Genomic DNA, 20,273 nt, shown 5'->3' with positions numbered 1-20,273 from the left:
ATGAACATCACCAAAGACACCGCCGTCACCATCAACTACAAGATCACCGACAAGCTGGGCAAACTGCTCGACAAGGGCGACGTGGCCTATCTGCACGGCGGCTACGACAACATCTTCGCCAAGGTGGAAGCCGCCCTGGACGGCAAGGCCGTGGGCGACACGCTGACCGTGGACCTGGCCGTGGAAGACGCCTTCGGCGCGCGCGACGAGAGCCTGACCCGCACCATCCCCAAGGGCGAGTTCCCGCCCGGCGTGAAGGTCGGCGGCCAGCTGCGCGGCACCGATGACCAGGGCCAGCCCCAGATCTACCACGTGGTCAAGATCAAGGGCCCCGTGGTGCTGCTGGACGGCAACCACCCGCTGGCCGGCATGGCGCTGCACTTTGCCTGCAAGGTGACTGAAGTGCGCGCGGCCAAGCCCGAGGAAATCGAGCACCGCCACGTGCACGGCGGCCACGGCCACCACCATTGAGAGGCAGGGCCGGGATACACCCGGTCCGCACGGCCCCGCAAAGCACAAAGGCCGCCGGGCATGCCCGGCGGCCTTTGTGTTTTCCGACTAGACCGCCTCCAGCGCCAGCAGCGCCGTGGCGGTGTTGGAGATCGGTATGTGGTAGTTGCCGTGCACGCGGCGCACGCCGGGCGCAGCCGCGGACAGGGCGCCGCGCATGGCCAGCCACATCAGCAGTTCCACGCCCTGGGTGCCGGTCTTTTCCACCAGTTCATGCACGCTGAACTGCGTGGCCCATTCGGGATTGGTGGCCATGCTTTCAAGGAACTGCAGGTCGAAGGCCTTGTTGATGAAGCCCGCGCGCTCGCCATCGAGCTGGTGCGACAGGCCTCCTGAGGCAATGACGGCCACGCGCTGGTCGCTGTTCCAGCGCGCGATGGCCCGGCCCACGGCCTGGCCCAGCGCATAGCAGCGGCGCGCCGAGGGCAGCGGGAACTGCACGGTGTTGATGCACACCGGCACGACGGCCACCGGGCAGTCGCCCTCGGGCCAGAACAGCTTGAGCGGCAGCGTGCAGGCGTGGTCCACCAGCATTTCCTGGCAGCTGACCACGTCGAAATCCTCGCCCACCAGGGACTCGATCAGGTGCCATGACAGCTCCGTGTGGCCGCGCAGCGGTGCCAGCGTGGGAATGCCCCAGCCTTCGTCGGCGTTGCAGTAGCGCTCGGCCGCGCCCACGGCGAAGGTGGGCATCTTGTCGAGGAAGAAGTTCAGGCCGTGGTCGTTGTAGAACATCACCACCACGTCGGGGCGCTGGGCGGCCAGCCATTCGCGGATGGGCGGGAAGCCGTCGAAGAAGGGCTTCCAGTAGGGCTCGTTCTGCAGGTCCTTGTGGATGGCGTTGCCGATGGCGGGAATGTGCGAGGTGCCGAGGCCGCCGATGAGATGTGCCATGGTGGGTGTCTCCTGTGCTGTGTCTTGCGTGTGGGCTGCGGCGGGGCTCAGGCGTGCGAGCGCAGCAGGGCCTGGAATTCGGCCTTGGTCATGCCGGTCTGCTGGGCGCCTATGTCCTGCATGTCCAGGTGAAAGATGCCGGCCAGCTTGGCCAGGTAGTAGGCGTTGCCGCCGGCCGCGATCATCTGCAGCACGTTGCGCGCGCGCACGGCATCGGCCTGCTCCTGGTTCAGCCCGTAGCTGCGCATATAGGCCTCCTCGTCGGCCAGGAAGGCCTGGCGGTTGGCCAGCTCGTTGAAGGAAAAGCACATGCTGTTGAGCGCATAGCCCTTGCGGGCCTGCCTGCCATCGAACAGCGTGGTGCCGGGAATCTGCGGCTGATCGGCCATGTTTTGTCTCCGGTATTTGCGTTGGATCAGCGGCAGTGTCCGGTCCGCGTTGCCAAAGATAAAGCGGCGGCCAATCATGGAATGCATGAGACAAATCGATGGATCGCAGTTGGACGGCCGGCTGCTGCAACTGCTGCTGGCCGTGCTGGAGACGGGCAGCGTCACGGCGGCGGCGCAGCGCCTGGGCGTGACGCAATCGGCCGTCAGCCATCTGCTGGACAAGCTGCGCGCCATCACGGGCGACCGATTGTTCGTGCGGCAGGGGCGGGGCATTGCACCCACGGCCCATGCGCTGGCGCTGCAGGACCCGGCGCGCGAGCTGCTGCGGCAGATGCAGCAGTTCGGCCAGGGGCCCAGCTTTGACCCCGCGCACTGGCGTGCCGAGATCACCATTGCCGCCAACGACCTGCAGCGCGAACTGCTGCTGCCCGCGCTGGCCCGGCGCCTGCGCTCAGCCGCGCCCGGGACGGTGCTGCGCGTGATCGACAGCGGCGCGCCGGATGCCGAACTGCTGCGCTCGGATGCCTGCCTGCTGGCCATCAGCCCGCGCCCGCCCGATGCCACGGACATCGTGCAAAAGCGCCTGTTCAGCGATGAGTACGCAGTCTTCTATGACAGCGCCGTGCGACAGCCGCCGGCCAGCCTGGCCGACTATCTGCAGGCCGACCACGCCACCGTGGCCTATGCCGACCGCCAGGCGCTGGACCTGGACCTGGACCTGCAACTGCAGGCGCGCGGGTTGGAGCGCCGCTTTGCCGTGCGCGTGCCGGGCTTTGCGGCGCTGGCCGCCTTTGTGCGCGGCACGCCGCTGCTGGCGACGGCGCCGTCGCTGCTGGGCCGCACGGCCCTGTCATCGCTGGCCAGCTTTGCCGTACCGGTGGACTGCCCGCCGCTGCCCATGTTCATGATCTGGCACGCGCGCCACCAGGCCGATCCAGCCCATGCGTGGCTGCGCGGGCAGTTGCAGCAGGTGGTGGCGCAGGCGCTTGGAGGCGCCGGGCCGTCAATGCCTGCGAAGCAAGGCGCGGCGCAGCAGGCGCGCGGCGCGGTTGCGGATCTGGAAGGGGCTGTGGCTCACGGCCGGGCTCACGCGGGCGCGTGAGCAGGCAGCCAGGAAGTCGCGCAGCAGCACGCTGTCATCCAGCGTGCTGGTGTCCGGGTTGCGGAACTGGAATTCGGGGTGCCACTGCGTGGCCGCGATATAGCTCTTGAGCGTGCCGGGCTTGCGGAAGATGGCCTCGGGAATGCGGTCGGGCAGGCTCCAGGCCTCCACATCGAACTCGGGCGCCACGTCCTTGATGCCCTGGTGGTGGATGCTGTTCACGCGTGCGCGGTCCAGCGTGGGGTACAGCGCCTCCAGCCGGCTGCCGGGCACGATGGCGATGTCGTGGTAGTGGCGGTCGTACTCGGTGGGATTGCGGTGCAGCTGCGAGCCGGGCACCTGGGTCTCGATGTCCTGGTAGAGCGTTCCGCCGAAGGCCACGTTGATCAGCTGCAGACCGCGGCAGACGCCGAAGATGGGCTTGCCGGCCTGGGAAAACGCCTCGACCACGGCCAGGTCGTAGAGGTCGCGCACGCGGTCGCCCAGCCATTCGGGGCGCATGGGTTCCTCGCCATAGCTGCCGGGCCAGACATCGGCGCCGCCGTGCATGACCACGCCGTCCAGCCACTCGGCATAGTGCTCCAGCGTCACGTCGCCGCGCGCGGTCTCGCCTGTGGGGCAGGGCACCATCACCACCATGGCGCCGGCCGACATGATCCAGTGCGCTATCGATTGCTCCACGTACTGCAGCGTCTTGCCCGTGAAAAGCGGACGCTGCGGGTCCGCATGGGAGAAACAGGCCGAAAGGCCGATCTTGAGGCGGCGTGAGGCAAGTGGGCTCATGGGGTGGTGGGCAAGGGGAAAGTCCTGATGGTCACGTTGTAAGCCCAATCGTGCCTGCGACCTGTAGGAAGGGGTTGAACGCCCGCGACCGGCGCAGGGCCATCACTGCAAATAGGTGTAGGTGAATGCAAGAGTTGTCTTGAGGCATCTCAAGCTTTTTCGGTCCATTCGTGCAGGCGCCCCGCCCGCGGGTGTAGCCTGTAGGCAGGGGTTGGGGCTGCGGATGCTGCAGCGCGAAAAACCTGACGACGCAGGGTGCGACTTGCTGTGCAGGCAGCCCGCATGGCGTTACGATGGATTCGCCAGTTCATCAATGGCCCCGACAACCCCGCCGCGCCGGTGGTGCGGCTTTTGGCGACTAGGAGGATATGCATGCAAGTTCAGGTTCATGCCGACGATTCGATCCAGGGTGGCGAGTCCTTGGCGCAATGGGCGCAGGAAGAGATCAACGCCAAGCTGGCGAGATTCAAGGACTACGTGGTACGCGTGGAGGTTTTCCTCACCGGCGTCGATGCGCTCAAGACCTCCGGCGCTCCCGGCAAGCGCTGCGTTCTGGAGACCCGGGCCAATGGCCGCCCGCCGATCGCCGTGAACGCCGAGGCTGAAAAGGTCAAGGATGCCTTCAACGCGGCCATTGAAAAGCTGAAGCGGGCCGTGGAGACCGACCTGGGCAAGCTCAAGGACAAGAACGGCCGCGAGAGCGTTCGCGGCGTGGAAGACGGCACCGAGGTGGATGCGGCCAGCCCGGCCTGACCCTCGAAATCCCCGCAACACAAACGGCAAGGCGCCCCATTTGGGGCGCCTTTTGGTTGGGCAGGGCCATGGCTGCAGGTCGATCCCCGCAGCAAGCGCGTTCAGCGCGAGGCGCGCAGCACCACGCCGTCCAGCGAAGGCGCATGCAGCGGCTTCAGGGGCGATGCCAGCGGCGGCCCGAAGCGGCGCGCCGCACCTGCGGGCAGGGCCTGCGCATTCTGACCGGCCTCCGCTTCCCATTGCGCGCGGGCCTCGGCGATCTCTTCGCTGGTGCGGGCCACGAAGTTCCACCACAGCAAGATGGCTTCATCCATGGGCTCGCCGCCAATGACCAGCAGGCGGCTGCCGGGCGTGGTCTCGATGGCGACCGAGGCCGTGCCCAGGGGCAGGTAGAGCAGTTCCTCCACCGGCAGGGGCTGGCCGTTCACGCTCACGCTGCCTTCCAGGCTGAGCACGGCATGCTCGAAATCGGCGCGCAGCGGCAGCGTGGCGACGGCATTGCCATTGCCCGCGCTGTCCGCATGCAGGTCCACGCTCATCAGGGGCGTGTGCACCTCGGCCGGCGATGTCAGGCCCAGCGCTTCGCCGGCCAGCACCGTGGCCGTGAAGTCGCCCACCGTGGTCCTGGGCAGCTCGGGGTAGTGCTGGAAGCGCGGCGGACCGTTGCGGTGCGACTCGGGCAGCGCAATCCACAGCTGCGCGGCGTGGATGTGCGAGGGCGTCTGGCTTTCCTCGGAGTGGGCGATGCCGTGGCCGGCCGTCATCAGGTTGACCTGGCCGGGGCGGATGATCTGGGTGTGGCCCAGGCTGTCGCGGTGCAGCACTTCGCCGCGGATCATCCAGGTGAAGGTCTGCAGGCCGATGTGCGGATGCGGGCCGACCTGCATGCCCGGTGGCGCGGGGTCGGCAGGACCGGCGTGGTCGAGAAAGCACCAGGCGCCGACCTTGCGCAGGGCGCGCTGGGGAATGGCGCGCTGGATGGGAATGCCGCCCACATCGGCGGTGCGGGTGGGCAGGTGCTGGGGCTGGGACTGGGGCTGGGACGTGTCGGACATGGTCGGATCGGCCTGTTTCGTGGGGGAAGCCACCAGTGTCGTGCAGGGCGGCGCAGCAGGCAAACGCGGCTCGCATGGATTGGGCCTGTTCGCTGACAGCGCGTTCTCAGGAACATTGTTTACATTCGAAGAACGGACCGGCGCCCGCCATTTTGGCGGGCGCCGGCCTCACTCTTACAGGAGAAAACGCCATGAATACATCCGTACAGACGCAAGCCGAAGCCGCTGAAGAGGCGGTCCAGAGCGCCGTGGAAGTCCAGCGATTCCCCGAGAAGTTCGAAGCCACGGTCACCGGCAATGTGCAGCACCGGGTAGGCGACGGCCCCCTGGAAGACATTCCGCGCGGTACCCGTGTGCAGGTGGCCACGGCCATCGGAAGCTATGTGCTGTCCTGGACCCAGGACGAGCAGCCGATCACCGTGTCGCTGGCCAAGCGCGAGTTCGAGCTCTATGTCGATACCGGGGAGATCGAGGTCAGCCAAGCCTGACGCCGGCCATGTCCCATCCACTCCCAAAAGCCCTGCGGCCTGACAGCTGCAGGGCTTTTTGCATGGTGGCCCGGCCCGCGCTCAGGCCGGCAGTTGCAGCGCGGTCTGGATGTGCACCTCGCCGGCCAGCAGCTTGTGCACGGGGCAGGCCTCGGCCACCTGCAGCAGGCGCTGGCGCTGCTCGTCGTCCAACTCGCCTTGCAGCGTGATCTGGCGCTCGATCAGGTTGCCGCTGGCGGGTGTGCCTTCGGGGTTCAGGCGCAGTTGCACGTCCACCTGCTCCAGCTTCCACTGCTTGCGCGCCGCGTACATCTGCAGCGTGACCGTGGTGCAGGCGCCCAGGGCCGACAGCAGCAGCTGCAGCGGGTTGGGCGCCGTGTCGCCGCCGCCCTTGTCCGCAGGCTCGTCCACATGCCAGCGGTGGCCTTGGGGGTCGCCAAGCGTGACGCGATAGGGGGTGTCCGTGCTGGTGGCGTGGGCGCTGTGGATCATGGAAAGTCCTTTGTCCTGGGGTGTCGCAAGAGGGGTGGGAGAGGCAACGGACGACTCTACGCCTGCTTTGCGTCCGCTGCCTGGGGCCGATGCTTCATGCGCAGCGGGATTTTGAGGTAGTGCACGCCATTGGCCTCGGCCGCAGGCCAATGGCCTGCGTGCATGTTGACCTGGATGGCCGGCAGCAGCAGGGCGGGCGCGGACAGCGTGGCGTCTCGCTGGTTGCGCATGGCCACGAAGCTGGCCTCGTCCACGCCCGTGTGCACATGCACATTGCCGGCGCGTTGCGCGTCCACCGTGGTTTCCCAGGCATGGCGGTCGCGGCCCGGCGCCTTGTAGTCATGGCACATGAACAACCGCGTTGCGGGCGGCAGGGCCAGCAGGCGCTGGATGGAGCGGAACAGCGTGCCCGCGTCGCCGCCGGGGAAGTCGGCGCGCGCCGTGCCGTAGTCGGGCATGAACAGCGTATCGCCCACGAAGACCGCGTCCGCGATGCGGTAGGACACGCAGGCCGGCGTATGGCCGGGCGTGTGCATCACCTCGATGCGCAGCCCGCCCAGCGGCAGGCTGTCGCCATCGGCCAGCAGCCGGTCGAAGGGCTGGTCGCCGCCGGACGCGGGCAGGTTGAAGACGGGGCGGAAGATGCGCTGCACCTCGCGGATGTGCTCGCCCACGGCAATCGGGGCGCCCGTGCGCTCGCGCAGGTACGGGGCTGCGCTGAGGTGATCGGCATGGGCATGGGTTCCAGAATCCAGCGCACTCGCAGGCCCAGGGCCTGCGAGGCGTCCAGCACGGCATCGGCCGAGCCGGTGTGGGCCTGGCCGCTGGCGTGGTCGTAGTCGAGCACGGGGTCGATGACGGCGGCCTCGGCCGTGTCCGCGTCCCAGGCCAGGTAGGTCACGGTGTGGGTGTTGGCGTCGAAGAACGGTGCAATGCGCAGCGGTGATGTCATGAAGGCACTCCTGGTTCGATGGCTCGTGTGCAGCCTGTCGGTAATTATATTAGAATTTACTAAATTAGATTGTTCTTGATCAACCATGACCGAACCGACGCTCTCTCCCGAACAGGCCTTTTTGCAGCAGGGCGCTGCACGTGCCGCCGCGCTGCTGCGCGCCGTGGGCAACGAGAGGCGCCTGCTGGTGCTGTGCCTGCTGATCGAGCATGGCGAGCTGTCCGTGGGCGAATTGCTGCAGCAGATCCCGCTGAGCCAGTCGGCCCTGTCCCAGCATCTGGCCCGCATGCGCGAAGAGGGTCTGGTCGCCTACCGCCGCGAGTCGCAGACGCTGTACTACCGCATCGCCAATCCCGATGTGCAAAAGCTGGTGGCCACGCTCAAGAGCATCTTCTGCGCCTGAAATCCTCTGTTCCCAAGGAGCTGATCCATGTCTCTTTCCTCCGTCTCCTCCCAAGCCGCCCGCCAGATGCAGGAGCAGGGCGCCTGGCTCATCGACATCCGCGCGCCGGACGAACATGCGCGCGAACGCATAGGCGGCGCCCGCAGCTTGCCCATGGATCGCCTGACGGCGGGAGCCCTGGCCGGCGCGCCCGCCGCCGTGGTGTTTCACTGCCGTTCCGGCCACCGCACACGCCTCAACGCCCAGGCCCTGGCGGCAGCCTTGCCGCCCGGCTGTGCCGGCCATGTGCTCGACGGCGGCCTGGACGCCTGGAAGGCACAAGGCCTGCCCGTGCTGCGCGACAGCCGCCAGCCGCTGGAGCTGCAGCGCCAGGTGCAACTGGGCGCGGGCGGGCTGGCGCTGCTGGGCGCCGTGCTTGGCGCCACGGTGTCCCCGTGGTGGCACCTGCTGTCGGCCTTCGTGGGCTGCGGCCTGATCGTGGCCGGTGCCACGGGCTTTTGCGGATTGGCGCGCGTTCTGATGAAGGCGCCCTGGAACCGGCGCGCCCTGGGGCAGTGACGGCGCCTGCACTGAATCCAGCCTGACGCCTGATGTCCGACCCCCAAGTTCCCCTGTTCAGGGGACTGTGGAGAACCCCGGACGGCAGTACGATAGCTGTATGACATCTGTTTACGCTCAACGCCGCGCACGCTTGGCCGCCCAGTTGGGCGCTGGCGGCATCGCCATCATTCCCACCGCTCCCGAGCGCCAGCGCAACCGGGACACCGGCTACCTGTACCGCCACGACAGCTACTTCTACTACCTGACCGGCTTTGCCGAGCCCAATGCCTGCCTGGTGCTGGCCGCCGACGGCACCAGCGTGCTGTTCTGCCAGCCCAAGGACCTGGAGCGCGAAATCTGGGACGGCATCCGCCTGGGCCCCGAGGCCGCCGTGGCCACGCTGGGCGTGAGCCAGGCGTTCTCCAGCGCCGAGATCGATACGCGCCTGCCCCGCCTGCTGGAGAACCGGGGCCGCCTCTGGTATCCGTTCGCCACGCATGAAGGCCTGGCCGTGCGCGTGGAAGGCTGGCTGGGCCAGGTGCGCGCGCGCGTGCGCTTCGGCGCGCTGTGCCCGGCCGAGCAGGGCGACCTGTGCACGCTGCTGGACGAGATGCGCCTGGTCAAGGACGCGCATGAGCAGGACATCATGCGCCGCGCCGCCGCCATCAGCGCCCAGGCCCATATCCGCGCCATGCAGCGCTCGGCACGCATGCTGCGCGCAGGCCAGGAGGTGCGCGAATACCACCTGGACGCCGAGTTGCTGCATGAATTCCGCCAGCAGGGCTCGCAGTACGTGGCCTACGGCTCCATCGTGGCAGCCGGCGCCAACGCCTGCGTGCTGCATTACCAGGCCGACAAGGCGCCCGTGCACGCGGGCGAGCTGGTGCTGATCGATGCGGGCTGCGAGCTCGACGGCTACGCAAGCGACATCACGCGCACCTTCCCCGCCGATGGCCGCTTCACCGGCCCGCAGCGCGCGCTCTACGAGCTGGTGCTGGAAAGCCAGAAGGCCGCCGTGGCGGCCACGCGCGCCGGCGCGCGTTTCAACGATCCGCACGACGCCACCGTGGCCGTGCTGGCGCAGGGCATGCTGGACCTGGGCCTGCTGGACAGAAAGGTCTATGGCAACGCCCAGGACGTGATCGAGCAGCGCGCCTTCTTCCAGTTCTACATGCACCGCACGGGCCACTGGCTGGGCATGGACGTGCACGACTGCGGCAGCTATGTGGAGCCCTCGGAGCTGGGCCAGTCGCACGAGCGCAAGGACCCGCTGTCGGGCGAGACCATCACCAACCGCCCCAGCCGCATCCTGCGCCCGGGAATGTGCACCACCATCGAGCCGGGCATCTACGTACGCCCTGCGGCCGGCGTGCCCGAGCAGTTCCACAACATCGGCATCCGCATCGAGGACGATGCCATCGTCACCGAGACGGGCTGCGAGCTGATCACGCGCGGCGTGCCCGTGGAGCCCGACGAGATAGAAGCCTTGATGCGTGACTGACAACGCCAGCCTGCCCACCACCGGCCCCGTGTCCACCCTCATGCCCGCCCCATCGGCCTATGTCCCGCCCGCGCTGCCACGGCTGAGCTGGCGCATCTTCACGGTGCTCTGGCTGCTGGGCCTGCCCGGCGTGGCGGCCATGGCCTGGTTCGTGCTGCCCGACTGGATGCGCCTGCTGGGCCTGCCCGTGGAGCCGCTGGCCACGCCGCTCGCCGGCATTGGCGTGATGGCCGCGCTGCTGGCCCTGCCCGTGGGCGTCGGGGTGTGGCTGGGGCCAAGGCTGGGCCTGTCCGCACCGCTGTTGACCACCTGGGTGGCCGGGCGTTCGCCCCAGCGCGCCGTGCGCTACCTTACGTTGCCGGGGCTGGCCGGCGGCGTGGTCGGCGCGGCCTGGCTGGTGACCCTGGCCCTGGCCTGGCCCGACGACCTGACCCTGATCGACCCCGTCTACGCCATGCCGCTGGGCGCCAAGATCCTGTACGCGGGCATCACGGCCGAGCTGGTGATGCGCCTGGGCGGCATGACGCTGGTGATGTGGCTGCTGTGGCGGCTGAGCGGGCGCACCGACCGCCGCCCGGGCTGGATGCTGGGCTGGTGGTCTGTGATGCTGTCGGCCCTGCTCTGGGGCTTGCTGCAGCTGGCGCTGGCCTGGGGTACCTGGGGCGGCCTGTCTGACGGGCTGGTGCTGCAGCTGCTGCTGTTCGAAATCGTCCACGGCGCCGTGGGCGGCTTCCTGTTCTGGCGCTATGGCCTGGAGGCGGCCATGGTGGCCCATGCGATCACCTATCTGCTCTCGCACGGGCTGGTGTGACTCTAGCCAAACCTCAGCGAGCCGAACAAGCCTTCGGTCTCATCCTTGGGGCCGGCCGCGAAGTACAGGGCGTTGCTGTCGCCCAGGGCCACGCCGTTGCCGAACTGCAGCGCCCACAGGCCCGGTATGGCGACCGGGCGATCCTGGCCATCGCGCAGCTCGTCCACGTAGCTGCCGCTGTCCAGGTCGAAGGCGCAGATGCGGCCCGCGCCGCCGAAGTTGCCCACCAGCAACCGGCCCGATAGCGGCCCGAAGTCGGGCGGTGCGATGGCCACGCCCCAGGGCGCGTTGAGCCTGCCATCGTCTGAATAGATCCGCTGCAGGCGGCCGTCCAGATCGAACTCGGCCAGCTTGCCGCGCGCGGGGCGGTTGCCGGTTGCAGCCTCGCGCTCTGCATCCATGGCATCTTCCTCACCCGCGAAGAAGGCGCTGGCGTCCTCGGGGTCGGGCTGGCTCATGGCGTAGAGCACGAAGACGCGGTCTCTTGAGCCGTCGTTGACAACCTGGATGTTGAACGGCACGGGATCGCCAGGTCTGGCAACGCCGGCAGGGCCGCTGGCGAAGGGGTTGACGAAGCCCTGGGTGGGGGTGAGCTGCCACTGCGCGTCCAGTGTGCGGATCTGAGGCTGGTCGCCGAAATCGGCCAGCCACAGACGGTCCCAGCGGCCCGTATGCAGGGCCGCGCCGAAGAAGGCCATGCCCCGGCCCGTGCCATCGAAGACCTCGACGGCTGGGCCGTCCACGCGCACGATGGCGCCCGTCTCTGCGTCGCGCTCGGTCCAGGCGCTGACGCTGCCGCTGTCGGTCACGAAGACAAAGCGCGCCGCGCCGTCGAGCAGGCGCCCGCCTGCGGGCTGGCTGCGCACGCGGAACAGGTGGGATTCCAGGGGCGCGCCGTGGTAGACCACGCCAGTGACCTTGCCTGCGCTGCCGTCGTCGATCCGGGAGTCCGACTGGGGCACGGCCACCTTGCGAAGGCCGTCCTGGCGCAGTGTGCGCAGGCTTGGCTCGGACGAGCGCGAGACGTCACCCAGGAATTGCCAGGAAGTGCCACCGCCGCCAATCCAGAAATGGCCGCCTGCGCCGGCCGGGCGGATGGCAATGCCCCAGCCGTTGACGAAGTCGGGTTCCGTGAAGCGCGCGCCGTAGCCAGCATGGCTGGCGAGCAGGGGTGTCTGGAGGTAGCGGTTGGCGGGTGCGCCGCCGCCGCAGGCGGTCAGCGCCGAGGAGGCGAGGGCGCTCAGAACAAAATGTCGCCGGTCGAGCATGTTGGATTTTCTGGTGGCATGGCAAAGCGGTGGACGGGTTGGCTGAGCATGCGAAACCAAGGGGCACCGGATGTTCTGGCTGCTGGCTGCGAACCCGGGGGGCCGCAGATATGAACAGGCGATGCTAGAGAGGGGCCGCCTGCCGGGTCAATGCGGCCCCGTCTGATTCTGCAGAGCGATGCAGGAGGACTCAGCGCAGCTGCCTGCGCAGAATCTTTCCGGTCACGGTCTTGGGCAGTTCCTCGCGCAGCTCGACGATGCGCGGCACCTTGTAGGCGGCCATGTGTGCCTTGCAATGGGCGATGAGTTCCTCGGGCGCGGCCTGCCGGCCCGCTTTCAGCGAGACCACGGCCTTGACGGTCTCGCCCCGGTAGTCGTCTGGCACGCCGATGACGGCGGCCTCGCGCACAGCGGGATGGGTGTAGAGCACGTCCTCGACCTCGCGCGGCCAGACCTTGTAGCCGGCTGCGTTGATCATGTCCTTCTTGCGGTCCACCAGGTAGAACCAGCCGCGCTCGTCCATGAAGCCCACGTCGCCCGTGCGCAGCCCGCCCTCGAACATGGCGTCGGCAGTGGCTTCGGGCAGGTTCCAGTAGCCGGACATGATCTGCGGGCCGGCCGAGACGATCTCGCCGATCTCGCCCGGCGCGGCCTCGCGGTGCTGGTCGTCGATGATGCGCACCACCGTGCCATAGACCGGCACGCCGATGGACAGCGCACCCGATGCCGGGTCCACCGGCGCCCGCGCGCCCAGCGGAACGAAGTGCGTGGGCGAGCAGGTCTCGGTCATGCCGAAGGCGTTGTGGATGACCAGGCCCGACAGCTGCTCGAAGGCCTGGATCACGGCCGGCGCAATGGGCGCGCCGCCCGAGTACAAGGCCTTGAAGCTGCGGAAATCCTCGCGCGAGACGCCCGGGTGGTTCATCAGCGCCACGAAGGCGGTGATGGCGCCGATGGTGAAGCTGGGCCGGTGCTCGCGCATGGATTCGAGCATGGTCTCGGGATGGAAGCGGTGGCTGAGCACCAGCGGGCAGGGCACCAGCAGGGCCAGGGCCACATGGCCGACCAGGCCGGTGATGTGGAACAGCGGCGCCAGGCCCAGCACGCTGTCGTCCGCCGTGATGCCTATCCAGTCGCGGTAGGTCTGGGCGTTGAAGGCCAGGTTGCCATGCGTGTTCATGGCGCCCTTGGGCTGGCCCGTGGTGCCCGATGTGTAGGTGATCACGGCCGTATCGTCCGCCGTGGGCCGGCGCGCCAGCGGCGCGGGCTGGCCGCCGGCCTGCACCAGCGCAAGCAGGTCCAGCGTGCCATCGGCCACGGGCAGGCGCGGACCGTCGCCGAGCACACGCGCATCGCCGCGCGTCTGCCAGTCCAGCGCCGATGTGGTGACCACGGTGGCCAGCGGCAGGCCGCCGGCCGCATGCACTTCGCGGGCCACGTCCAGGTACAGCTGGTCCAGGCACAGCAGGGCCTGGGCGCCCGCGTTGTGCAGGATGTAGTGCAGCTCGCGCTGCCGGTTCATGGGATTGACCGGCACGGCGATACCGCCCAGCTTCCAGGCCGCCACCAGGCCGATGACGAAGGCCGGATTGTTCTGCGTATAGAGGGCCAGCCGGTCGCCGGCCGCAAAGCCCCGCGCCTGCAGCGCATGGGCCAGCGCGCTGGCGGCCTGGTCGAGTTCGCGCAGGTTCAGCCCGCCGTCGAAGTAGCGCACGATGGCGCAGCCGGGTGCCGCAGCCAGCGAGGCTTCGAACAGGTCGAGCATGCTGCTGAACTGCGGCCGCATCTCGGCCGGCTGGCCCGGCGCGTAAAGGCCCAGCCAGGGCCTGTCGTGCGATGGGGCCGCGCTCATTTGATCACCACGGGATTGACGGGCGAGCCCGTGGCGCGGTGGATCTTCAGCGGCGCGGCCACGTACAGAAAGGTGTAGCGGCCGTCGCGCGCGCAGCTGTCGGCCAGGGCCTCCAGGTCGCAGATCTCGGTCAGCGTCACGCCCAGGTTGCGCATCAGCGCGCAGTGCAGCGGCAGGGCCACGCCGTGCACGGGGTCCATGGTGACTTCGTTGGCGATGGTGTCGGTGACCAGGTTGGGGATCTCCATCGCATGGAACCAGTCCACGAGTTCGGGCGAGTAGGTCAGGCCGGGCTCGCAGAAGTCGTTGTAGAAGCTCGCCTGGTCTTCGTAGAAGCCCGACAGGAAATTGGTGCGCACGATCAGGATGTCGTGCTTTTCTATGGTGTGCCCCTGGGCCTTGGCGCAGGCCATCAGGTCTTCGTGCGTGAAGGTCTCGGCACGCTCCAGCGCTGCCTTGCCGCGGTGGCGTGCCATGTCCAGCAGCACGCCGCGCCCCACGATGCCGCGCGCGCCCAGCGCCTCCACGCTGGCCTTGTCCAGCCCGCCGATGGTGGTGCGTGCGTCATAGCCATTCCAGATGCGCCCGCCGTACCAGACATGGCCCAGCGCGTCGTACTGGGTCGATCCCTGCAGGAAGGCGTCCAGCTTGTCATCGGCATAGTGCAGGCCGCCGGGGAACCGGGGTGCATCGGGGCCGTCCCAGCTGGACTCGTCAAACACCATGGTGCGCTCGGCCGGTGTGCGGCCGGGCCAGACCGGATCGCCGCGCGGGTCGCCGATCAGGCGCTGCAGCGTGAAGGTCTCGCCCGAGCGGATGTGGGACACGCCGCGCAGCACCTCGGCGGGCGTGAGGAAGTTCAGCGCCCCGACCTCGTCGTCGGGTCCCCAGCGGCCCCAGTTGCTGGGGGCCTTCCTGAGCAGATCCTCCATCAGCGGGGCGTCGTCGTGCGTATGTCCATGGTCGTGAGCATGTCCCATGTCTGTCTCCTGTCGTTGGTTTGTCGAACAAGGCGCGCAGGGCATTCAAACGCCAGGAGGGGCGCGAGGCTGTCGCGGGTTCGACACGCGGGCGGCAGGCATTGCGAACGTCCCGGGCAAAACTGCTTTCACAGGCGGCAGGCATGGCGGCGTGCCTGCGCCGGTGATGCTGCGCTGCAGCATCAAAACCCATAGCGGCAAAGGCCAGGCGCCACGGTGCTTTGCGATGCGCTGCGTGCCGCGCCTGCGCGATCTGCGGGGTGCCTGGGGCCTGGCTTTCAGCCCCTGGCCACATGCCGGAATGTTGCCTTCATGTAACCGCATTCGTGTGAGAATTGAAACCCGATTACAAACCCTGAGCGAGAGACATTCCATGCAAGTCCGCCGTGCCACCAAGATCGTCGCCACCCTGGGCCCCGCTTCCAGCGACCCGCAACTGCTGGAACAGATGGTGCGTGAAGGCGTCAACGTGGTGCGCCTGAATTTCAGCCACGGCAAGGCGCAGGACCACATCGACCGCGCCACCATGGTGCGCGAGGCGGCCCAGCGCGCAGGCCGCGAGGTGGCCATCATGGCCGACCTGCAGGGCCCCAAGATCCGCGTCGGCAAGTTCGCCGAAGGCAAGGTCATGCTGGAGCCTGGCGCGCGCTTCGTGCTCGACGCATCGCGCACAGCGCCTGGCGACCTGGGCGGCGTGGGCCTGGACTACAAGGAGCTGCCGCGCGACGTGAAGCCCGGCGATGTGCTGCTGCTCAACGACGGCCTGATCGTGCTCACCGTGGACCATGTGCGCGGAGACGAGGTGCACACCACCGTGAAGCTGGGTGGCGAGCTGTCCAACAACAAGGGCATCAACAAGCAGGGCGGCGGCCTGACGGCCCCGGCGCTGACGGCCAAGGACATGGAGGACATCAAGACCGCCATGAGCTTCCAGGCCGACTACGTGGCCGTGAGCTTTCCCAAGAACGCCACCGACATGGAGATGGCGCGCCAGCTGTGCAACGTGGCTGCTGCCCAGTACGGCCACAAGCCCGGCCTGATCGCCAAGATCGAGCGTGCCGAGGCCATTCCGCGCCTGGAAGAGATCCTGCATGTCTCCGACGGCATCATGGTCGCCCGTGGCGACCTGGCCGTGGAAGTGGGCAACGCGGCCGTGCCCGCGCTGCAAAAGAAGATGATCCGCATGGCGCGCGACATGGACAAGTTCGTGATCACCGCCACGCAGATGATGGAGAGCATGATCACCAACCCCGTGCCCACGCGCGCCGAGGTCAGCGACGTGGCCAACGCCGTGCTGGACGGCACGGACGCCGTCATGCTCAGCGCCGAGACCGCCGCCGGCAAGTACCCGCTGGAGACCGTGCAGGAAATGGCCAAGATCTGCGCCGCCGCAGAAGCCGCCGAAGACCCGGACAGCGATGCCGAGTTCACCGGCCGCCAGTTCTCGCGCATCGACCAGTCGATCGCCATCGGCGCGCTGTTCACGGCCCACCACCTGGGCGCCAAGGCCATCGTCGCCATGACGGACAGCGGCTCCACCGCGCTGTGGATGAGCCGCCACCGCATCCACATCCCCATCTACGCGCTCACGCCCAAGATCTCCACGCAGCGCAAGATGGCCATGTACCGCAACGTGCGCCCCCTGCTCATGGACACCAGCGCCGACCGCGACACCGCGCTGGACCAGGCCGAAGGCCATCTGCGCGCGCGCAACATCGTGCAAAGCGGCGATGTCTATGCCATCACCTGCGGCGAGCCCATGGGCCAGCCCGGTGGCACCAACATGCTCAAGATATGTCGTGTGAACTGATGCGCACGCATCCGCTGCGCGTCAGTAATTGAACCCACCCGGGACAGGCCCACAGGTCTTCCCGGGTTCTTTGTTTCAGAGCGTGCCTGAGCCCAGGCGTGCCAGCAGCGGCCCGCCTGCACGGCGGCGCCACAGCGCGGCATGCCAGACCAGGGTGGCGCTGCAGATGCCCACGATGGCACCGCCGACCACATCGGACGGGAAGTGCACGCCCAGGTGCACGCGGCTCCAGGCCATGCCCAGGGCCAGCGACCAGGCTGACACCATGACCCAGCGACGGTGGCGCGTGCAGCCCAGGGTTAGCGCCTGGGCCAGGGCAAAGGCGCCCGTGGCGTGCATGCTCGGGAAGCTGGACCGCAGCGCGTGATCCACCCATTGCACGCCCATGCCCAGCTGGGCAGGACGCGGCGCCGGAAAGCCCCAGCGGATCAGCCGCGCCACGGCCCAGGCGGCCAGCATGGACAGCAGGGCCAGCACCAGGGTGCGGCGCAGGGCGGGCGAGCCGCGCAGCAGCCCGGCCATCACAGGAAGGGCGCACAGCGAGGGAAGCCAGGACGAGATGGCGCGCGCCGCCTCGATCGAGATGGCGGGCGTTTGCGCGTTGGCGTTCAGCAGCGTGAACAGGGCGGGGTCCAGGGGCAGCATTGCAATGCTCGATCAGGGTGCGGAAGGCGGAAGGCTGGCGGCGGGCCACAGGGAGTCGGGCGCGCCGTCCCGGGTGCGCAGCGCACGCGTGACCGCCAGGTCGAAGAGCCAGCCCGCCGTCCAGCACAGCCAGCCGGTCCACAGCGTGTGGCTCATGAAATGGGCGCCGCGCATCTGCTGGGCCAGGCCCATCGACAGGCCTGCGGCCAGCGAGACGGCCAGCCAGATCCAGGCTGCGCGCGGTGCATGGCGGCGCAGCGCGAAATAGCCGGCCAAAAAGGCGAAGCCCGCCGAGGCATGGCCTGCGGGAAAGCAGCGGCCCGGCCCGCCATCGGCCAGGCCCAGCGACCAGTGCGAGACATGGCGCGCCACACCGCCGAACTCGGCCAGGTCCCAGGGGCAGCTGGTCGCGCTGGTGTACTTGAGCAGCGATATCAGGGCCAGCGACAGCAAGATGCCCGCCACCAGCTGCACGCGCCGCCCATGGGGCAGCAGGCGCAGCGGGCCCACGGGCCGCCAGACGCACAGCGTCAGGCCCAGCACCACCAGCCAGGCCAAGCGGCGTGCGCCTTCGTGGGCGATGTTCACGAAGAACCAGTCCGAACGCAGCGCAAAGCCATCGGCTTCGCCAAACCAGCGGGCCATGGCCAGGTCCAGGGCGCTGGCATCCCAGGCCAGGACCACGGCCAGCGCCGCCAGGGTCCACAGCAGGGTGCTTTTGAAGGAGGGGCCCTGCGCGGGGGCTGCGGAGAAATCTCGGGGTTCAGGTGTCGGCATGGCCGGCAGCATGAGAAGCGCGGCTTAAACCCGTCTTAACGCATGCCTCGGCGTGCGGCCATCGTCTGGCACCGCAGCCGGCAGCGGTCATTGCACAATGCGCGCATGCGAATACTGGTCGTCGAAGACAACGCGGGCATTGCCGCAGGCCTGCAGGCCAATCTGCAACAGCGCCGCTACGCGGTCGATGTCTGCACCACCGTGGCCGAGGCCTGGCATGCGCTGGAGATGGAGCGCTTCGATGCCGTGCTGCTGGACCTGGGCCTGCCCGATGGCGACGGCAGCGAAATCCTGCGCCGCCTGCGGGGCCCGCGCCGCCCGGGTGGCGACAGCCAGGCCCTGCCGGACCCCAACACGCCCGTGCTCATCCTGACCGCGCGCGACCAGGTGCGCGAGCGCATCGCCGGGCTGGACCTGGGTGCCGACGACTACCTGGTCAAGCCCTTCGACATCGACGAGCTGGAGGCGCGGCTGCGCGCCATGCTGCGCCGCGCAGGCGGCCAGGCGGCACCCGTGATCCGCCATGGCGAGCTGGAGGTCGACCCGGCCGCGCGCACCGTGCGCCGCGACGGAAAGCTGGTGGAGATGTCGCCGCGCGAGTTCTCGGTGCTCTGGGTGCTGCTGCAGGCGCGCGGGCGCGTGCTCTCGCGCCAGCAGATCGAAGAGCACCTCTACAGCTGGGGCACGGCCGTGGAAAGCAATGCCGTCGAAGTCCACATCCACCACCTGCGCAAGAAGCTGGGCAATGCCAGCATCGTCACCATGCGTGGCGTGGGCTATTTCCTGCCCGTGGAGAACACATGAGCACCGCGCCGGACCGCCGCCCCTCGCTGATCTGGCATCTGATGGCCTGGATGCTGGGCGCGCTGGTCGTGGTCTGGGCCAGCTTCGTGGCGCTGGGCTACCAGACCGGCGTGCACGAGGCAGACGAGCTCACCGACGGCCACCTGGCCGGCGTCGCTGCGCTGGTGCTCAACCTGGAAGTCGCAGGCGCCGTAGGCCAGGGAGCAGCCACGCCCGTGCATGAGCCCCCCGGCCTCATGGCCCACGACTACCAGCAGTCGCTGAGCGTGGCCCTGTGGGATGGCTCGGGCCGGCTCATCTCGCGCACGGGCGATGCGCCGGAGCCCTCCTTCGACACCGAGCAGGGCTTTGCCACGCTGCGCCTGGGCCCGGAGCGCCGCGCCTGGCGCAGCTTCACGCAGTGGAGCCGCGACCATGCGCGCAAGGTCAGCGTGATGATCGAGCTGCAGGAGCGCGACGAACTGGCCGACGACATTGCGGGCCAGATGGTCGAGCCCGGCCTGTGGCTGCTGCCCGTGGTGGCGCTGGCGCTGGGGCTGGCCATTCGCCGGGGCATGCGGCCGCTCAACGAACTCTCGCGCGAGGTGGAGCGCCTGGACCTGGCCCAGGCCGAGCGCGTCTCGCACCGCCACGCGCTGCGGGAATTCATGCCCGTGGTGAACTCCATCAACACCTTGCTGGACCGCCAGCAGGAGGCGCTGGAGCGAGAGCGCAGCCTGGCCAACGAAGTGGCCCATGAACTGCGTACGCCGCTGGCCTCCATCGCCTTGCAGGCGCGGGCCCTGGGCGATGCGCCGGCTGGTGCCATGGACGCCCCGGCCCAACGCCAGGCGCTGGCGCAGATAGGCCAGGACGCGTTGCATGCCGGCCATGTGCTCAGCCAGCTGCTGGCACTGGCGCGCGCCGGCCGCGCCATGCTGGCCGAGCCGCCCGTGCCCGTGGACCTGGCCGCGCTGGCCCGGCAGGTGGTGGCCGCCCATGCGCAGGCGGCATGGCAGCGCGACTGCAGCCTGTCCGTGCAGGCGCCTGAGGCACTGGGCGTGATGGGCAATGCCGTGCTGCTGGAGCTGGCGCTGCGCAATCTGGTGGAAAACGCCCTCAAGCACACGCCGCACGGCACGCAGATCGAAGTCCAGGCCGGGCAGGGGCCGGATGGCGAGGTCTGGCTGCAGGTCTGCGACGACGGCCGCCGTAGCGACGGCCGCCGCGATGGCGCCGAGCGCGCGGCAGCGCCCGTGGACAGCCTGCACCTGGGCCACGAGATCGTGGCGCGCGTGCTGCGCGCCCACCAGGGAAGCTTTGGCGAGGCCGCGCCGCCCGAAGGCTTCACGACCTGCTACCGCATGGGAATGCCCGGGACAGGGTTGGCGGCAGCTGGTTAAAATCGCCAGTTACCAAGCGGTTACTGCCGCGATCCCCCGGCCGTGGCCCCGCAGCGCACCCATGACGCAGCGGCGGCTGCCA

At 68.8% G+C, this 20,273-nt stretch carries 21 protein-coding genes and 1 pseudogene; 11 read left to right on the top strand and 11 right to left on the bottom strand.

The genetic code is table 11. The features are described from left to right. Positions 1-471: an FKBP-type peptidyl-prolyl cis-trans isomerase gene (locus tag AC57B5_RS17425; protein ID WP_034399899.1), complete on the top strand. Its 471-nt coding sequence runs from the start codon at positions 1-3 to the stop codon at positions 469-471. 87 nt (positions 472-558) lie between these two features. On the opposite strand, the gene AC57B5_RS17420 is transcribed toward AC57B5_RS17425, so the two are convergent. Further along, entirely contained in the window at positions 559-1,404 is an 846-nt protein-coding gene (locus AC57B5_RS17420; RefSeq protein ID WP_496399996.1) for a class III extradiol dioxygenase family protein, read from the bottom strand. 47 nt (positions 1,405-1,451) lie between these two features. Beyond that, positions 1,452-1,793 carry a protocatechuate 4,5-dioxygenase subunit alpha gene (locus tag AC57B5_RS17415; protein WP_012202847.1) on the bottom strand — a complete coding sequence of 114 codons (342 nt, stop codon included), beginning with the start codon at positions 1,791-1,793 and terminating at the stop codon, positions 1,452-1,454. Between the two features lie 76 nt (positions 1,794-1,869). On the opposite strand from AC57B5_RS17415, the gene AC57B5_RS17410 reads away from it, so the two are divergent. Beyond that, entirely contained in the window at positions 1,870-2,895 is a 1,026-nt protein-coding gene (locus tag AC57B5_RS17410) for a LysR family transcriptional regulator (protein ID WP_496399995.1), read from the top strand. Here the strand turns inward: AC57B5_RS17410 and AC57B5_RS17405 are convergent. Further along, positions 2,797-3,678 (bottom strand): gamma-glutamyl-gamma-aminobutyrate hydrolase family protein, encoded by an 882-nt coding sequence (locus AC57B5_RS17405; RefSeq protein WP_012202849.1) that lies wholly within the window; start codon positions 3,676-3,678, stop codon positions 2,797-2,799. The genes AC57B5_RS17410 and AC57B5_RS17405 overlap by 99 nt on opposite strands. Positions 3,679-4,050: 372 nt before the next feature. On the opposite strand from AC57B5_RS17405, the gene AC57B5_RS17400 reads away from it, so the two are divergent. Further along, a complete protein-coding gene (locus AC57B5_RS17400) occupies positions 4,051-4,431 on the top strand; it encodes an HPF/RaiA family ribosome-associated protein (protein ID WP_012202850.1) in 381 nt (126 codons plus the stop codon). Between the two features lie 101 nt (positions 4,432-4,532). Here AC57B5_RS17400 and AC57B5_RS17395 read toward each other — a convergent pair whose 3' ends face one another. Beyond that, positions 4,533-5,486 (bottom strand): pirin family protein, encoded by a 954-nt coding sequence (locus AC57B5_RS17395; RefSeq protein ID WP_445608455.1) that lies wholly within the window; start codon positions 5,484-5,486, stop codon positions 4,533-4,535. A 191-nt stretch (positions 5,487-5,677) separates the two neighbouring features. On the opposite strand from AC57B5_RS17395, the gene AC57B5_RS17390 reads away from it, so the two are divergent. Beyond that, complete coding sequence (locus tag AC57B5_RS17390; RefSeq protein WP_012202852.1) at positions 5,678-5,974, top strand: hypothetical protein; 297 nt, start codon at positions 5,678-5,680, stop codon at positions 5,972-5,974. 81 nt (positions 5,975-6,055) lie between these two features. Here AC57B5_RS17390 and AC57B5_RS17385 read toward each other — a convergent pair whose 3' ends face one another. Then, entirely contained in the window at positions 6,056-6,466 is a 411-nt protein-coding gene (locus tag AC57B5_RS17385) for an OsmC family protein (RefSeq protein ID WP_034389837.1), read from the bottom strand. A gap of 56 nt (positions 6,467-6,522) precedes the next feature. Continuing rightward, positions 6,523-7,418 (bottom strand): annotated as a pseudogene (locus AC57B5_RS17380) (MBL fold metallo-hydrolase). Positions 7,419-7,503: 85 nt separating this feature from the next. On the opposite strand from AC57B5_RS17380, the gene AC57B5_RS17375 reads away from it, so the two are divergent. The 4 genes from AC57B5_RS17375 (at position 7,504) to AC57B5_RS17360 (ending at position 10,673) form a co-directional block, all read left to right on the top strand. Next, entirely contained in the window at positions 7,504-7,821 is a 318-nt protein-coding gene (locus AC57B5_RS17375; RefSeq protein WP_012202855.1) for an ArsR/SmtB family transcription factor, read from the top strand. 27 nt (positions 7,822-7,848) lie between these two features. Next, positions 7,849-8,379: a rhodanese family protein gene (locus AC57B5_RS17370; RefSeq protein ID WP_496399994.1), complete on the top strand. Its 531-nt coding sequence runs from the start codon at positions 7,849-7,851 to the stop codon at positions 8,377-8,379. A gap of 100 nt (positions 8,380-8,479) precedes the next feature. Next, positions 8,480-9,862: an aminopeptidase P N-terminal domain-containing protein gene (locus AC57B5_RS17365; protein WP_043825414.1), complete on the top strand. Its 1,383-nt coding sequence runs from the start codon at positions 8,480-8,482 to the stop codon at positions 9,860-9,862. Beyond that, the gene (locus AC57B5_RS17360; protein ID WP_012202858.1) at positions 9,855-10,673 is read left to right on the top strand and encodes a hypothetical protein; all 819 of its coding nucleotides are present in this window, start codon (positions 9,855-9,857) and stop codon (positions 10,671-10,673) included. Before AC57B5_RS17365 ends, AC57B5_RS17360 begins: the two co-directional genes overlap by 8 nt. 2 nt (positions 10,674-10,675) lie before the next feature. On the opposite strand, the gene AC57B5_RS17355 is transcribed toward AC57B5_RS17360, so the two are convergent. The 3 genes from AC57B5_RS17355 to AC57B5_RS17345 form a co-directional block, all read right to left on the bottom strand. After that, positions 10,676-11,941: a TIGR03118 family protein gene (locus AC57B5_RS17355; protein WP_012202859.1), complete on the bottom strand. Its 1,266-nt coding sequence runs from the start codon at positions 11,939-11,941 to the stop codon at positions 10,676-10,678. Positions 11,942-12,131: 190 nt separating this feature from the next. Next, entirely contained in the window at positions 12,132-13,793 is a 1,662-nt protein-coding gene (locus tag AC57B5_RS17350) for an AMP-binding protein (protein WP_063327485.1), read from the bottom strand. Next, positions 13,790-14,773: a cyclase family protein gene (locus AC57B5_RS17345; RefSeq protein ID WP_063327484.1), complete on the bottom strand. Its 984-nt coding sequence runs from the start codon at positions 14,771-14,773 to the stop codon at positions 13,790-13,792. The genes AC57B5_RS17350 and AC57B5_RS17345 overlap by 4 nt, the downstream gene beginning before the upstream one ends. 373 nt (positions 14,774-15,146) lie before the next feature. Here AC57B5_RS17345 and pyk point away from each other — a divergent pair, with 373 nt between their 5' ends. Beyond that, entirely contained in the window at positions 15,147-16,583 is a 1,437-nt protein-coding gene (pyk, locus tag AC57B5_RS17340) for a pyruvate kinase (RefSeq protein WP_012202862.1), read from the top strand. A 75-nt stretch (positions 16,584-16,658) separates the two neighbouring features. On the opposite strand, the gene AC57B5_RS17335 is transcribed toward pyk, so the two are convergent. Together AC57B5_RS17335 and AC57B5_RS17330 are read right to left on the bottom strand one after the other, a co-directional pair. After that, a complete protein-coding gene (locus AC57B5_RS17335; RefSeq protein ID WP_063327483.1) occupies positions 16,659-17,228 on the bottom strand; it encodes a phosphatase PAP2 family protein in 570 nt (189 codons plus the stop codon). A 12-nt stretch (positions 17,229-17,240) separates the two neighbouring features. Continuing rightward, a complete protein-coding gene (locus tag AC57B5_RS17330; protein WP_063327482.1) occupies positions 17,241-18,017 on the bottom strand; it encodes a phosphatase PAP2 family protein in 777 nt (258 codons plus the stop codon). Positions 18,018-18,110: 93 nt separating this feature from the next. Between AC57B5_RS17330 and AC57B5_RS17325 the strand changes: the two genes are divergently transcribed. Further along, the gene (locus AC57B5_RS17325) at positions 18,111-18,809 is read left to right on the top strand and encodes a response regulator transcription factor (RefSeq protein WP_013804530.1); all 699 of its coding nucleotides are present in this window, start codon (positions 18,111-18,113) and stop codon (positions 18,807-18,809) included. Further along, entirely contained in the window at positions 18,806-20,191 is a 1,386-nt protein-coding gene (locus tag AC57B5_RS17320; protein WP_097204082.1) for an ATP-binding protein, read from the top strand. The genes AC57B5_RS17325 and AC57B5_RS17320 overlap by 4 nt, the downstream gene beginning before the upstream one ends. The last annotated feature ends 82 nt before the right edge of the window (positions 20,192-20,273 follow it).

Source organism: Delftia sp. BGA-UO-ETr-SB1, assembly GCF_059567865.1.
The sequence above is the reverse complement of the archived record's forward strand: the minus strand, read 5'-3'. Positions and strand labels throughout refer to the sequence as shown.